The sequence below is a fragment of the Pedobacter sp. N23S346 genome, assembly GCF_048515415.1.
GTDB lineage: Bacteria > Bacteroidota > Bacteroidia > Sphingobacteriales > Sphingobacteriaceae > Pedobacter.
Window position 1 is genome coordinate 419909 of record NZ_JBLYEE010000003.1, and the last position, 13395, is coordinate 433303.

A 13395-nucleotide genomic window follows, 5' to 3' on the forward strand; every position below is an offset into this window, starting at 1 on the left:
ACTATCAGCAGAAGTTTAAACTTCTATAATCATTGCTTTGCAATATGCTCCTTTGTCTCCTCCCCTCTGGGGAGGTAGGGTGGGGCGCTTTTATGCAGTTTTAATTGCTTTCATTGCAGTCATCGCTTTACGCAATGTCGCACCAATTTGTTCTACTTCATGAGAACGGATTGCTTCGTTAATATCAATTAGCTTTCTGTTATCTACGCCGCCGTCTTTGCCTTCATTGAAGTTTTTACCAACTAAATCAGTATCAACTTTCTTCATAAAATCGGCCAATAATGGTTTACAAGCCTGATCGAATAGATAACAACCATATTCAGCAGTATCAGAAATTACACGGTTCATTTCGAATAATTTCTTACGTGCAATGGTATTTGCAATAAGCGGTGTTTCGTGTAACGACTCATAGTAAGCAGATTCTGGTTTAATACCTGCCTGAACCATTGTTTCGAAAGCCAATTCTACACCGGCACGAACAAAAGCAACCATTAAAGTATAGTTGTCAAAATATTCTTGCTCATTAATTTTAACATCGCCTGCAGGCGTTTTCTCGAAAGCAGTTTCACCAGTTTCAGCTCTCCAGGCTAGTAAGTTTTTGTCGCCAGCAGCCCAATCTTCCATCATGATGCGGCTAAATTCGCCACTCATAATATCATCCTGGTGTTTTTGGAACAAAGGACGCATAATGTCTTTTAATTCTTCAGAAATTTCGAAAGCTTTAACTTTAGAAACGTTGCTTAAACGATCCATCATTGCGGTGATGCCACCTTGTTTTAAGGCTTCAGTAATTACTTCCACTCCGTATTGAACCAGTTTAGAAGCGTAACCAGCATCGATTCCTTTTTCTACCATTTTGTCGAAAGAAAGGATAGAACCAGTTTGCAACAATCCACAAAGGATGGTTTGCTCGCCCATTAAGTCAGATTTAACTTCTGCTACGAAAGATGATTTTAACACACCAGCTCTGTGGCCGCCAGTACCTACTGCATAAGCTTTAGCCTGAGCCAGACCTTTACCCTGAGGATCATTTTCTGGATGAACAGCGATCAAAGTTGGAACCCCAAAACCACGAACATATTCTGCTCTGACTTCACTACCAGGGCATTTTGGTGCCACCATAATAACGGTTAAATCTTTACGGATCTGCATGCCTTCTTCCACAATGTTAAAGCCATGAGAATAAGATAATGTTGCTCCATCTTTCATTAAAGGCATAATTGCATTTACAACAGCAGTATGTTGTTTATCAGGTGTAAGGTTAATTACCACATCTGCATTTGGAATTAATTCTTCGTAAGTGCCAACATTGAAGTTGTTTTCAGTTGCATTTTTCCACGAATCTCTCTTACCTTCAATAGCCTCCTTGCGCAACGTGTAGCTTACATCTAAACCACTATCTCTTAAATTTAAACCTTGGTTCAGGCCTTGCGCGCCACAACCAACAATAACTAATTTCTTGCCTTTTAAAGCGCTAACACCATCCAGAAATTCTGAACTGTCCATGAAATCGCAAACACCTAACTGGTTTAATTTTTCTCTAAGAGGTAATGTGTTAAAATAATTTGACATCGTTTTTATTGGTTAATTTCTATTTATTATCGGTTTATATTTTTATTTCCTTCGGTTTGATTTCACCGATTTAACTTTATTTAAAGTATCTCAATCAATCTGGTTTAGAGGCAATGGTTCGGCATTGCATACCATCACCATCTCACATTTTCCATCTTTAAATTCCTTTCTTCAGTGCCAAAGCGTACCCGAAATGTAAATTGTCATGACCAACCGTTGTAGTTAGTACGGCCTCAATACTTTTCAGTTCTACACCATAAGTTGCAGTTGGAAAAGGAGTGATATTTGCGAAAATACCATTTGTATAATCCTCTTCTATTTTCTTGATGCTATCCATTGCTATAGTTCTTAATTCTGCTACTTCTCTTTCGGTAACTGTATAAGTTGGCCTGGTATCTTTTTTGTAAAACTCATTAAATTTTACTGTTGAAGCATCTTGTAAAATGCCTGTGCGAACGTAACAAAGCGTTTGTGTACTCACTACAATATGCCCGAAATTCCAGATGATGTTATTGTTGTAGCCATCCGGAATTTTATTCAGTTGCTCGATTGTTAATCCATCGATTAGCTGAATAAATGATTTTCTTGAGTTGATTATAAATTCAAATACTTGGTTCATTTTTTTTATTATTTAACCGCAAAGTGCTCAGAGTTTTAACGCAAAGATCGCTAAGCCTGATGCTTTTCGCCTTCTATCTTTTGCCTTTCTGCTTTCTACCTTACATTGTAAATATCTTCTCTCCTTTATCCAGGAACTCATTTTCTACCAGTTCCTCTCCAGGCTCAAAGGCTTCGAATTCTTTCAGTTTTTCGTGGAAGCCTGCACTATCTTTAATGATGGCCACTCTTGCAGAACGTACAAACTCAATTAATTCGTATGGTTCTAAGGCTTTTACTAAGGCATCAGTTTCTTCTCTGTGACCTGTTACGGCAAAAACAGTATAGTCTTTACGAATTACAACTGCACTTGCTCCATATTGTCTCAGTAATCTTTCTACAGTTACTTTCTCGGCAATTTCATCCGTAGAAACTTTGTACAAAGCCAGTTCCTGCCAGATAATTTCTTCATTGGTATTGAAATAGACTTTCAATACTTCAATTTGCTTTTCAATTTGACGGGCAAGCTTTCTCACCACTTCGTAACTTTCCGTAATTACAATGTTAAAACGGTGAATCCCATCTATTTCTGATGGAGAAGTGTTTAAACTTTCGATATTAATTTTCCTTTTAGAAAAAATAATCGCAATTCTATTTAATAAACCGATTCGATTTTCTGCATAAACCGTGATGGTATATTCTTGCTTCCCTTCTAAATCAGCTTTATCTATTTTATGTTCTATTGTATTTTCAGTAGTCATATTTCCTGGATTAAGGATGAAGTAGCAAAGATTAAAGACCTGGGTAAAATCATTATTCTTTGTTCTTTTATCTTTGTTCTTAATTATTTCAACCTAATTTCGCTTACACTCATTCCTTGTGGAACCATTGGAAAAACGTTATTTTCTCTTCCAACCATTACCTCTAAAAGATAAGCGCCTTCGTGGTTAATCATGGTCTCCAAAGCTTTTCTTAAGTTCGCACGTTCATCAACCTTATCTGCCTCGATGTAATATGCCCTGGCCAAAGCCACAAAATCAGGACTGGTAATGTTAACTGATGAATAACGTTTATCGTTAAATAACTCTTGCCACTGGCGCACCATTCCTAAAAAGCGATTGTTCAAAATCAAAATTTTAACTGCGGCGCCGAATTGCATAATGGTACCAAGTTCCTGAGGTGTCATCTGGAAACCACCATCGCCAATAATGGCAATAACTGTTTTATCAGGAGCACCATATTTAGCACCAATTGCAGCTGGTAAGCCAAATCCCATGGTGCCTAAACCACCAGAGGTGATGTTGCTACGTGAATTATTGAATTTTGCATATCGGCAAGCTACCATCTGGTGCTGACCAACATCGGTTACAATCACCGCATCGCCGCCACAAATCTCATTAATGTTGCGCAGTACTTCGCCCATTGTCATTTCATCACTGGTTGGATAAAGTTCTGGTGTAATTACCTGGTCTATTTCCTGCTGGTTATAATCTCTGAATTTAGCAAGCCAATCCTCATGATTTTTAGCATCTACCAAATTCGTTAATAGAGGTAGGGTTTCTTTACAGTCGCCCCAAACACCTACATCAGCTTTAACATTTTTATCAATTTCTGCTGGATCGATATCCAGGTGGATGATTTTTGCCTGTTTCGCATATTTATCTAGCCTACCAGTTACACGGTCATCGAAACGCATTCCGATAGCGATTAAAACATCACATTCATTTGTTAAAACATTCGGGCCATAATTACCATGCATTCCCAACATACCAACATTTAGCGGGTGCGAAGTCTGAATAGCACTTTCGCCCAAAATGGTCCATGCTGCCGGAATTCCACTTTTTTCAATGAAAGTTTTAAACTCTTCTTCAGCTGTTCCTAATACCACTCCTTGTCCGAATAGTACAAATGGTTTTTTTGCGGAATTGATTAATACTGCGGCTTGCTCAATATATTCTACACGAACTTTCGGTTTCGGGCGATAAGAGCGGATATGGTTACATTTTACATATTCAGGAAATTCCTCAACCTGTAATTGCGCATTTTTAGTGATATCAATTAAAACCGGACCTGGTCTGCCACTTTTGGCAATATAAAAAGCTTTAGCTAAAACCTCGGGAATTTCTTTAGCATCAGTAACCTGATAATTCCATTTGGTAACTGGCGTAGTAATGTTAATTACATCAGTTTCCTGAAAAGCATCGGTTCCTAAAAGGTGCGCAAAAACTTGTCCTGTAATGACTACTAAAGGTGTACTGTCAATTTGCGCATCAGCTAAACCAGTAACCAGATTGGTTGCACCTGGTCCGCTTGTTGCGAAAACGATACCTACTTCGCCGCTTGCTCTTGCAAAACCCTGTGCAGCATGTATCCCACCTTGTTCATGACGAACCAGGATATGCTGTAGCTTATCAGCATAATCATATAGCGCATCGTAAATCGGCATAATCGCACCACCGGGATAACCGAAGATAGTGCTTACACCTTCTGCAATTAATCCGTTTAAAAGAACCTGCGAGCCTGTTCCTTTAAATAAGGTTTTTGAGGTTTCTGCTTTGGCCTCGGTTTGTAATGTATCTTGTGCAGTTTCCATAATTATGTTTTTGCGGTTCTACTATTCTTTAATTTTAAACCCGATTCTTTCTCTGTCTTTCCATTTTAATTGAGCAATTTTCTCATCAATTAAATTTTCCATGGCATCGTAAAGCTCGTTTAGTTGAACATCATGTTCTCCAATCCGTTCTTTAATCTCTGTTAGTTGTTCGTTAATATTATTTTGCTTCAGCAAAATTTTCCGAACATCAACAAATACTCTCATAATGGCAATATTCATATTGATTGCCTTTTCGCTTTTTAAGACACCACTTAGCATGGCTACGCCTTGTTCTGTAAAGGCATATGGTATCTTTCTAGTGCCGCCCCAACTTGAAGTCACAATTTGTGACTTCAAGTTGGGGTTAATAGTCACCGCAATTTGTGATGAGTTAACTTCTTCATATCCGGTCACAATTTGTGACCGGATACTTTCCCATTCTTTTGATGTAAGTTGAAACATAAAATCTTCAGGAAAACGTGTGATATTTCGTTTCACTGCCTGATTTAAAGCTTTGGTTTCAACTTCATAAAGTGATGCTAAATCGAAATCCAACATTACCCGTTCACCCCGAACTACATAAATTTTACTTTCAATGCTTTTAATAATTTGCATATCGTTTTCATTTAAATATTACTTTATAGTCGGGATGACTTCAAAGTTTAATATTCGTCAGTTACACAACCACTGGCTGCATCTGATACCGTTTTAGCATATTTAAATAAAACGCCTTTTGTTACTTTCAATTCAGGTTGAACATATTTTTTTCTTCGTTCTGCAATCACTTCTTCACTCACTTGTAAACTGATGATGTTATTTACCGCGTCGATTAAAATTCTATCTTCATCTTCAACCAAGCCAATTAAACCACCTTTATAAGATTCAGGAGTGATATGACCAACCACGAAACCATGTGTTCCACCAGAGAAACGGCCATCTGTTATTAAAGCAACTGATTTACCCAAACCAGCACCAATAATTGCTGAAGTTGGTTTCAACATTTCTGGCATACCTGGCGCACCCACCGGACCAGAATTTTTAATTACGATCACATCGCCAGGTTGAACGCGGCCACTGGAAATACCAGCGATTAAATCATGTTCACCATCAAATACGCGTGCCGGACCTTCAAATTTTTCACCTTCTTTACCAGATATTTTTGCTACAGACCCTTTTTCAGCTAAGTTTCCGTAAAGAATTTGTAAGTGACCAGTAGCTTTAATTGGTTCAGATAATTTTTGAATAATTTTCTGATCGTAATCCATAATCGATTTCACATCAGCTAAATTTTCTGCCATTGTTTTTCCTGTTACGGTTAAGCAATCGCCATACAATAAACCTTCGTTCAACAAATATTTTAATACCGCAGGGATGCCACCATATTGATGTAAATCTTGCATTAAATATTTACCACTTGGTTTAAAATCGGCAAGTACCGGTGTAACATCGCTCATTTTTTGGAAATCATCTTGCGTAATTTCGACACCGATGGCCTTGCCCATTGCAATAAAATGTAATACAGCATTAGTACTTCCACCTAAAATGATAATCGACCGAATGGCATTCTCAAATGCCTTTCTTGTCATAATATCAGATGGTTTAATATCTTTTTCTAATAAAATTTTGATGTACTTTCCAGCATCTAAACACTCTTGTTTTTTCTCTGGACTAATAGCCGGATTTGAAGAAGAATAAGGTAAGCTCATGCCTAATGCTTCTATTGCCGATGCCATTGTATTTGCAGTATACATTCCACCACAAGCGCCTGCACCCGGGCAAGTATGTTTGATAATGCCCTGATAATCTTCTTCTGATAAGTTACCGCATATTTTCTGACCTAAGGCCTCGAATGCAGAAACAATGTTTAATTCTTCACCCTTATAATGTCCCGGAGCGATTGTTCCGCCATAAACCATAATTGATGGACGATCTAAACGTGCCATCGCCATAATTGCACCTGGCATATTTTTATCACAACCTGGAATGGAGATAATGCCATCGTAATACTGACCGCCACAAATGGTTTCAATACTATCTGCAATTACATCACGACTAACCAATGAGTAACGCATTCCATCAGTTCCATTGCTCATTCCATCACTTACACCAATGGTATTAAAAACCAAGCCCACTAAATCATTTTTCCAGACCCCTGTTTTTACGTCCTTAGCCAAATCGTTAAGGTGCATATTACAGGTGTTACCATCGTAACCCATACTTGCAATACCAACCTGAGCTTTAGCCATATCGGCATCGGTTAAGCCAATTCCGTAAAGCATGGCTTGTGCCGCAGGTTGTGTGGGATCTTGTGTAAAAGTTTTACTGTACTTGTTTAATTCGCTCATTGTTTAAAATGTATATTCTGGTTCTGTTAGTTGTTATCTATTTTTTTACTCCAATTACAATCCCGGTTGCCCAAACTTGTTTTGTTAAGTGCAAATCTTCTCTAGATTCTAAATCTTCCATCAAGTTAATTGCTTTCTCCTGATGTCCGTCTGGCCAATTGGGTTGAGGTAGCATATCGTCAATTATATAAAGCCCTCCTTTATTGAGCATCGCAATTGCTTCATCTAAAAGCAGATATTTACCATGCCAGGTATCTGCAAAAATGTAATCAAATTTCTTTTCCTTATTCTCTTCTATCCAATCACCGCCATCGGAAGGAACTAATTTCAAACGGCTATCCAATCCTAAAAAGCTTTTTGCAATATTTAAAAATTTATCGTCGTTATCTACTGAAATTAGCTTTGAATTTTCATCCATTCCATCTAATATCCATGAGGTAGATAAGCCGGTACCAGTGCCTAACTCTAAAAAATTACCACTAGGTTTTGAGCTGGCAAGCGTTCTTAGTAATGAACAAGTCAACACATCAGAAGCCATATCAAATCCCGATGCTTTTGTTGCTACATTGATTTGATTATAGGACTTTGGGAACTGTTGATTGACTTTTTGATTCATTGTTTAAAATGTATATTCTGGTTCTGTTATTTGTTATAATGCGTATTAAGTCTTGATACTTGATACCCGCTACTTGATGCAGGCTACTTAATACTAAATAATCACCTCGTAATTTACTTTTTCAAGCACTAAGTTTTTATATGCACGCTGTATAGTGTAACCGATAGATTCTCTCCACAAACTGCGGAAAACAATATCATCGATTGAAGCAATACCTGCAACTTCTGTCGCTGTTCCGCATAAAAATGCGCTATCTGCATTTTTTAAATCTTCTACAGTCAATTTCTTCTCAATGCATTCGATATCCAAAACTGTGCAAAGTTCTTTAACCGTTGCTCTGGTAATTCCTGGCAAGATGTTTCCTACGGATGGGGTATAGATTTTACCATCTTTTTCAATGAAAATATTTGCACCAGATGCTTCGGCAACAAATCCATTCATATCAAGGAGCAAAGCCTCATCATAACCTTTAATGTTAGCTGCGGTGGTGGCTAAGATTGAGTTAATGTAGTTTCCGCTTAGTTTAGCCTCCATCGGGGTTGATTTTGGATTCGGTCTTTCGTAATCCGAAATGGTTAATTTCAGTAACTTATTTCCTGAATAGGCATCCCAATCCCAGGCGCAAATGAAAATTGATACGCCACTGGGCTCATTCAATTTCATGTTCGGGTGACAAAAAACCAAAGGGCGAATGTATGCGTCTTTAAGTTTGTTTAGCGTAAGTAACTTATAAGTCTCTTTAATTAGTTCTTGTTTATCCCATGGGAATGGAATGTTGGCCAATTTGCAAGAGCGTTCTAAACGATCAAAATGAGCGGCTGCTTTAAAAATGCGATTGCCATTATGGGTTTTGTAAGCTCTGATTCCTTCGAAGGCGGCATAACCGTAATGTAACGACTGCCCATATAAGTCAGTGCTACTATCGGCAGCTTTTTCAAACTTCCCATCAAGATAAATAATCGTATTAGAATTGTAGTATTTCATAATACCTGTTTTGTTATTTAAAAAAAGCGTCCCGTTTGTATCGGGACGCTTTAAGTATATTTTAGTTTTTTAATTCTATTTATAAGCTACCCTGTTTCTTGTCCAGTAAAATATTTAGGAGTAGGAGGTTAAGTAAAATGACAGGTAATAACAAAATGCTTCCCACAGTGGTTGCAGTAGAATTAATTGTAAATGTGTTATTTGATGATGTCATTATTGCCTTATTGTTTATAAAACCAATTTAGTTTTTGGTTTATTAATATGCAAGAGAAAATGTAAAAAAGTGAAATCAGAATATAATTCTATTAATTGCTATTATATCACAATGTTATTTTGTATTGATGTAGATTTAGTGATTTAATGCCGACGGGTTTAGACCAAATATCAAAACGGTATACGGTATGTTTGTTATGCTTGCATTGCAAATTTTATGATTTTCTGCTTAAAAACAGATTTTGACCTAAAATAATTGTAAAAATTGGCGTTTAGAAAAGGTGTTAAAAACTAAATGATCATGCATGTGAAATGAATAGTGCCTGGCACTTAAATTCTTTTTTTATTGATTAGTTTGAAATAATTAGGAAGCCCGTTTCGCTATTGCAGGATAGGCCTCTTAGTTACAATTAAGTTGAATAAAACCTGCTAGGTGATTCTTTATGGACAGCGGCGCAACAAAAAGCGTTGTATAAAAAAAGCCCCGATGAAATCGAGGCTTTTGAAATGAGGTTATTTATTTCTAAGCAATACCTTCTGCCAGAACTACAATTTTATTATGAATGGCTTCAACAACACCGCCCTTAATAAAGAAACGTTGTTCATCAATTTTATTTGCCTTGATAATAACTTCTCCATCTTCCAAAGTTGAGATGATCGGGGCGTGGTCTTTCAAAATCTGAAAAGAACCTAAAGTACCAGGAACTGTAACTGCTGTTACTTCGCCTTCGAAAACTTTTTTATCTGGAGTTAATATTTCTAAATTCATTCTTTTTAGATTTGAGTATCAAGTAACTAATATCAAGTATCAAGACAGCAAACACAATCTTGATACTTGATACTCAAATTTCGATACTAGTTCGCTTCTGCTAATAATTTTTTACCTTTTTCGATGGCATCTTCAATGCTACCAACTAAGTTAAATGCAGCTTCAGGATATTCGTCAACTTCTCCATCCATGATCATGTTGAAACCTTTAATGGTATCTTTAATGTCTACCAATACACCTTTTAAGCCTGTAAATTGCTCTGCTACGTGGAATGGTTGAGATAAGAAACGTTGAACACGACGAGCTCTTGATACTACTAATTTATCTTCTTCAGATAATTCATCCATACCTAAGATTGCGATGATATCCTGTAATTCTTTATAACGTTGTAATGTTTCTTTAACCCGTTGTGCAGTATTGTAATGCTCATCACCTAAAACAGCAGGAGAAAGAATACGCGAAGTAGAATCCAATGGATCTACTGCTGGATAAATACCTAGCTCAGCAATTTTACGTGAAAGTACTGTTGTTGCATCTAAGTGGGCAAATGTTGTTGCCGGTGCAGGGTCAGTTAAATCATCTGCAGGTACATATACCGCTTGTACAGATGTAATTGAACCGCGTTTAGTTGAAGTAATACGCTCTTGCATTAAACCCATTTCAGTTGCCAATGTTGGTTGGTAACCTACCGCAGATGGCATACGACCTAATAGCGCCGATACTTCAGAACCTGCCTGAGTGAAACGGAAGATGTTATCAACGAAGAAAAGGATATCTTTTCCAGCGCCTTCGCCATCACCATCACGGAAATATTCTGCAACTGTTAATCCTGATAATGCTACACGAGCACGTGCACCAGGAGGTTCGTTCATTTGACCGAAAACCAATGTTGCTTTAGATTCTTTTAATTTTTCTGTATCAACAGCTTTCAAATCCCATCCACCTTTTTCCATGGAGTGTAAGAATTCGTCACCGTAGTTGATAACGCCTGATTCGATAAACTCACGTAATAAATCATTACCCTCACGAGTACGTTCACCAACACCTGCAAATACGGATAAACCAGCATAAGCTTTAGCGATGTTGTTTACCAACTCCATGATCAATACTGTTTTACCTACACCAGCACCACCGAACAAACCGATTTTACCACCTTTTGCATAAGGCTCTAATAAATCGATAACTTTAATACCTGTAAAAAGTACTTCAGTTTCAGTAGATAAATCTTCAAACTTAGGAGGTGTAGCGTGAATAGGGCGACCACCTGTTTTATCAACAGCAGTAATACCATCGATGGCTTCTCCAACCACATTAAATAAACGACCTTTAATTTGGTCGCCAACTGGCATTTTAATCGCTGAACCAGTGTCAAGTACATCCATTCCACGAACTAAACCGTCTGTAGAGTCCATTGAGATTGCACGAACACGATCTTCACCTAAGTGTTGTTGAACTTCTAAAACAATTTTTTGTCCATTTTCTTTCGTTATCTCTAACGCATCAAAAATTTTAGGTAGATGGGCATCATCAGCAAAGCTAACGTCAACCACTGGGCCGATAATTTGTGCTATTTTTCCTAAGTTAGGCATATCTGTTGTGAGTAAATTTATTACAGTCAATGAATTAAAGCCGTTTGTAAGGGCTCCAATTCGGTTGGCAAAGTTAAGTTATTATTAGTAAATTTTAAATATATATTAGAAATTTTTCCAATAGCATTTTAATGGGTATTTTAGTGCCTCAAAATCTTCAAATGAAAACCATTTTAGTTACCGGTAGTAACGGCCTTCTGGGACAAAAAATTACCGAAAAAATATTGGCTGAAGGACGTGTAAACTTAATAGCTACGTCTAAAGGTCTAAACCGTGTTCCTGTAGTTGGCGGTTACGAATATGCCGAAATGGATATTTTAAATGCTGAGCAAGTTAAAGAAGTGGTTGAAAAATATAAACCTGATGCCATTATCCATACCGCGGCGATGACTAATGTTGACACGAGTGAGGCCAATAAACAATTGTGTTATCAACTAAACGTAACAGCGACTGAAAATCTGGTATCGCTTTGCGATGAACATCATATTCATTTTATACACCTTAGCACCGATTTTATTTTTGATGGTGGCGATGGACCATATATTGAAACTGATGCGCCGAATCCGTTAAGTTATTATGGTGAAACGAAACTGCTTGCAGAGCTTGCTGTGAAAAAATCAAAAGTGAGCTGGGCGATTCTACGAACTATTTTAGTTTATGGGATAACCAACGATATGAGCAGGAGCAATATTGTTCTGTGGGCTAAGGGGGCATTGGAAAAGGGAGAGCCAGTCAATGTGGTAAATGATCAATGGCGAACGCCAACTCTTGCTGAAGATTTAGCGGAAGCCTGCCTGCTGGCTGTAGAAAATAATGCGCAAGGCGTATATCACATCTCGGGCAAAGATTACATGAGTATTGCAGATTTAGTGAGAAAAGTTGCCGATTATTGGTTGTTGGATCAATCGTTGATTTTGGAAATTAGTTCTGCCAGTTTAAACCAAAAAGCAAGAAGACCTGCTAAAACTGGTTTCGTATTAAACAAAGCAATAAAAGATTTAAAATATAATCCGCATAGTTTTATAGAAGGCTTGAAGATAGTGGATGAACAGATGAGAAATAGTGTAAGGTAGTGTAAAGTAGTATCAAGTATCAAGACTGGGTAGTGAGGTATTTACGGTTTTAGAAACATTGACGATAAAGGAGGGAGATAGTATAAAATAGTTAGTATCAAGTATCAAGATTGGGTGTTAAGGTATTTACCATAGAATATAAACGATCAACGAAAAACAAACAACGAAAAACGATAAAAAAAACAAACATATGTCACTACAAATTGGCGATCAAGCCCCGGATTTTAAATTATACAGTTCTGATTTAGCAGAAGTTTCCTTATCAGCTTTTAAAGGTAAAAAAGTAATCATTCACTTCTTTCCGATGGCTTTTACCGGAACATGTACGGAACAATTGTGTACAATGAGAGATAATTTCAGTTTTTATGAAGGGATAGATGCCCAGGTTTTGGGTGTTTCTGTTGACTCTCCATTTTCTTTAGCAAAGTTTAAAGAGGTGCAAAATTATCAGTTCCCTTTATTATCTGATTTTAACAAAACTGTATCGGAAGCTTATGAGGCATTTTACCCTGAATTTGTATTGGGATTGAAAGGCGTATCTAAAAGAGCAGCCTTTGTGATTGATGAAGAAGGGAAAATCGCTTATGCTGAAGTTTTAGAAGATGCTGGTGAATTGCCTGATTTTAAAGCAATTGATGCAGCTTTAAAAGCCTAGTAATAAAACTGCTGAATATAATTTGAGATTTTTATTTAAAATTAATTGGAAATTAAAATCTCAAATTATACCTTTGCAGTCCGTTAACGATACGGAAAACGCATTTGTAGCTCAATTGGATAGAGCATCTCACTACGGATGAGAAGGTTTGGGGTTCGAATCCCTACAAGTGCACAGAAGAGGATTTCAATTTGGAATCCTCTTTTTTTGTTTAAAGGATTTTTGATTGATTCCTTATCGTCTGTTTTTATAATTTTCAAAACTATTACGCTAATCAAAATTTAAATAAGAAGATTTTAAAGCAAAATCATGCTTATTTTCATTGTTTTTTAAAAAATAGATAGTTTGTAATCTTCTTATTTATTGTAAATTTGGAGTAATAAGCTTTT

Annotated in this window: 12 protein-coding genes and 1 tRNA gene; 3 read left to right on the forward strand and 10 right to left on the reverse strand. The window is 37.0% G+C overall.

What is annotated here, in order from left to right; all coding sequences use genetic code 11:
• Positions 1–90: 90 nt before the first annotated feature.
• The 10 genes from ilvC to atpD form a co-directional block, all read right to left on the reverse strand.
• Positions 91–1572: a ketol-acid reductoisomerase gene (gene ilvC, locus ACN1CD_RS08735; RefSeq protein WP_419130003.1), complete on the reverse strand. Its 1482-nt coding sequence runs from the start codon at positions 1570–1572 to the stop codon at positions 91–93.
• Positions 1573–1729: 157 nt separating this feature from the next.
• Entirely contained in the window at positions 1730–2191 is a 462-nt protein-coding gene (locus ACN1CD_RS08740) for a DinB family protein (protein WP_419130004.1), read from the reverse strand.
• A 100-nt stretch (positions 2192–2291) separates the two neighbouring features.
• The gene (ilvN, locus tag ACN1CD_RS08745) at positions 2292–2930 is read right to left on the reverse strand and encodes an acetolactate synthase small subunit (protein ID WP_419130005.1); all 639 of its coding nucleotides are present in this window, start codon (positions 2928–2930) and stop codon (positions 2292–2294) included.
• Between the two features lie 83 nt (positions 2931–3013).
• On the reverse strand, positions 3014–4762 hold the full coding sequence (gene ilvB, locus ACN1CD_RS08750) for a biosynthetic-type acetolactate synthase large subunit (protein WP_419130006.1): 1749 nt from the start codon (positions 4760–4762) through the stop codon (positions 3014–3016).
• A gap of 21 nt (positions 4763–4783) precedes the next feature.
• Positions 4784–5377: an ORF6N domain-containing protein gene (locus ACN1CD_RS08755; protein WP_419130007.1), complete on the reverse strand. Its 594-nt coding sequence runs from the start codon at positions 5375–5377 to the stop codon at positions 4784–4786.
• Between the two features lie 47 nt (positions 5378–5424).
• Positions 5425–7107 (reverse strand): dihydroxy-acid dehydratase, encoded by a 1683-nt coding sequence (gene ilvD / locus ACN1CD_RS08760; RefSeq protein ID WP_419130008.1) that lies wholly within the window; start codon positions 7105–7107, stop codon positions 5425–5427.
• Between the two features lie 37 nt (positions 7108–7144).
• A complete protein-coding gene (locus tag ACN1CD_RS08765; RefSeq protein WP_419130009.1) occupies positions 7145–7723 on the reverse strand; it encodes an O-methyltransferase in 579 nt (192 codons plus the stop codon).
• Between the two features lie 93 nt (positions 7724–7816).
• Positions 7817–8707: a branched-chain-amino-acid transaminase gene (gene ilvE / locus ACN1CD_RS08770; protein ID WP_419130010.1), complete on the reverse strand. Its 891-nt coding sequence runs from the start codon at positions 8705–8707 to the stop codon at positions 7817–7819.
• Between the two features lie 736 nt (positions 8708–9443).
• Positions 9444–9689 carry an ATP synthase F1 subunit epsilon gene (gene atpC, locus ACN1CD_RS08775; RefSeq protein ID WP_419130011.1) on the reverse strand — a complete coding sequence of 82 codons (246 nt, stop codon included), beginning with the start codon at positions 9687–9689 and terminating at the stop codon, positions 9444–9446.
• Between the two features lie 86 nt (positions 9690–9775).
• A complete protein-coding gene (gene atpD / locus ACN1CD_RS08780) occupies positions 9776–11278 on the reverse strand; it encodes a F0F1 ATP synthase subunit beta (protein ID WP_419130012.1) in 1503 nt (500 codons plus the stop codon).
• A 161-nt stretch (positions 11279–11439) separates the two neighbouring features.
• On the opposite strand from atpD, the gene ACN1CD_RS08785 reads away from it, so the two are divergent.
• The 3 genes from ACN1CD_RS08785 (at position 11440) to ACN1CD_RS08795 (ending at position 13180) form a co-directional block, all read left to right on the forward strand.
• Entirely contained in the window at positions 11440–12351 is a 912-nt protein-coding gene (locus ACN1CD_RS08785; protein ID WP_419130013.1) for an SDR family oxidoreductase, read from the forward strand.
• Positions 12352–12541: 190 nt separating this feature from the next.
• Positions 12542–13006, forward strand: a complete 465-nt coding sequence (locus ACN1CD_RS08790) for a redoxin domain-containing protein (RefSeq protein WP_419130014.1) — start codon at positions 12542–12544, stop codon at positions 13004–13006.
• 100 nt (positions 13007–13106) lie between these two features.
• Positions 13107–13180, forward strand: a tRNA-Arg gene (locus ACN1CD_RS08795).
• Positions 13181–13395: the final 215 nt, after the last annotated feature.

Coding starts and splice junctions, on each gene's coding strand:
- ilvC (WP_419130003.1), bottom strand. CDS start 1,572: ATGTCAAATTATTTTAACACATTACCTCTTAGAGAAAAATTAAACCAG.
- ACN1CD_RS08740 (WP_419130004.1), bottom strand. CDS start 2,191: ATGAACCAAGTATTTGAATTTATAATCAACTCAAGAAAATCATTTATT.
- ilvN (WP_419130005.1), bottom strand. CDS start 2,930: ATGACTACTGAAAATACAATAGAACATAAAATAGATAAAGCTGATTTA.
- ilvB (WP_419130006.1), bottom strand. CDS start 4,762: ATGGAAACTGCACAAGATACATTACAAACCGAGGCCAAAGCAGAAACC.
- ACN1CD_RS08755 (WP_419130007.1), bottom strand. CDS start 5,377: ATGCAAATTATTAAAAGCATTGAAAGTAAAATTTATGTAGTTCGGGGT.
- ilvD (WP_419130008.1), bottom strand. CDS start 7,107: ATGAGCGAATTAAACAAGTACAGTAAAACTTTTACACAAGATCCCACA.
- ACN1CD_RS08765 (WP_419130009.1), bottom strand. CDS start 7,723: ATGAATCAAAAAGTCAATCAACAGTTCCCAAAGTCCTATAATCAAATC.
- ilvE (WP_419130010.1), bottom strand. CDS start 8,707: ATGAAATACTACAATTCTAATACGATTATTTATCTTGATGGGAAGTTT.
- atpC (WP_419130011.1), bottom strand. CDS start 9,689: ATGAATTTAGAAATATTAACTCCAGATAAAAAAGTTTTCGAAGGCGAA.
- atpD (WP_419130012.1), bottom strand. CDS start 11,278: ATGCCTAACTTAGGAAAAATAGCACAAATTATCGGCCCAGTGGTTGAC.
- ACN1CD_RS08785 (WP_419130013.1), top strand. CDS start 11,440: ATGAAAACCATTTTAGTTACCGGTAGTAACGGCCTTCTGGGACAAAAA.
- ACN1CD_RS08790 (WP_419130014.1), top strand. CDS start 12,542: ATGTCACTACAAATTGGCGATCAAGCCCCGGATTTTAAATTATACAGT.